The organism is Mycobacterium sp. E342 (assembly GCF_001667665.1).
In the GTDB taxonomy this organism is placed as follows: domain Bacteria; phylum Actinomycetota; class Actinomycetes; order Mycobacteriales; family Mycobacteriaceae; genus Mycobacterium.
On record NZ_LZJM01000148.1, the window covers coordinates 1 to 974 of the forward strand.

The window sequence follows — 974 nt, forward strand, 5'->3', positions numbered from 1 at the left end:
ACCACGACGGGCTGCTCGCCGGCCTACGGGCGCTGTTGGCCTCGGGAAAACTGGGTCAGCACAACGGCTTACCCGCCTCCATCATCATCACCACCACCTTGGCTGAGCTGCAGACCGCCGCCGGCACAGGGCGCACCGGTGGCGGCACCCGGCTCCCCATCAGCGACGTGATCCGCCTGGCCCGCCACGCCCACCACTATTTGGCCGTCTTCGACAACGCCAAACCTTTGGCGCTGTATCACAGCAAGCGACTCGCCACCCGCGGACAACGAATCATGCTCTACGCCAAGGACCGCGGCTGCACGGCGCCGGGCTGCACCGTGCCCGGCTACCTCTCCGAAGTCCACCACGTCACCGACTGGAACCAGTGCCGCCGCACCGACATCGACAACCTCACCTTCGCCTGCGGACCCCACCACCGCATGCTCAAACCCGACGGCTGGACCACCCGCACAAACGCCAAGGGCCACACCGAACGGATCGGTAAGCAGCGCAACGGTAGTCGAGGCAGCGGGCACCACCCCGAGCCGCAGTTCGCCGGTCAGGCCGGTCTGCAGCGCCGTAACCTCCTGTCGCAGGGCGTCGCGGTCGGCCAGGATGCGTCTGGCCCAGGGCACCAGCCGCTCGCCCTCGGGAGTGAGGCCTTCGAACTTCTGTCCACGCCGCACCAGCGGGACGTTGAGCTCCTGTTCGAGCTTGCGGATGGCCTCCGACAGCGCGGGCTGCGAGACGTAGCAAGCGCTCGCCGCGCGCGCGAAGTGGCGCTCCTGAGCGAGCGCTACGAAATACTCCAGCTGACGGAATAGCACGGACCATTCGACCACGCGCAGAGGCGGCGCTGTCGCTAGGCCGCGTCGTCATCGTCGTCGTGCCGTAGGAGTTTTTCGGGGTGGTGGTAGGCTGGGAGGACGGCGGCTACGGGCTGATCGAGTGGAAAATGGACCTCGAGTTCGGGGATCACCACCACGTCGACG

Annotated in this window: 2 pseudogenes; one reads left to right on the forward strand and one right to left on the reverse strand. The window is 67.2% G+C overall.

From position 1 onward, the window contains the following. A pseudogene (locus A5692_RS09510) lies at positions 1-527 on the forward strand (DUF222 domain-containing protein); the annotation flags it as partial. Here A5692_RS09510 and A5692_RS28155 read toward each other — a convergent pair. Beyond that, positions 435-809, reverse strand: a pseudogene (locus A5692_RS28155) (LysR family transcriptional regulator); the annotation flags it as partial. The pseudogenes A5692_RS09510 and A5692_RS28155 overlap by 93 nt on opposite strands. Between the last annotated feature and the right edge of the window lie 165 nt (positions 810-974).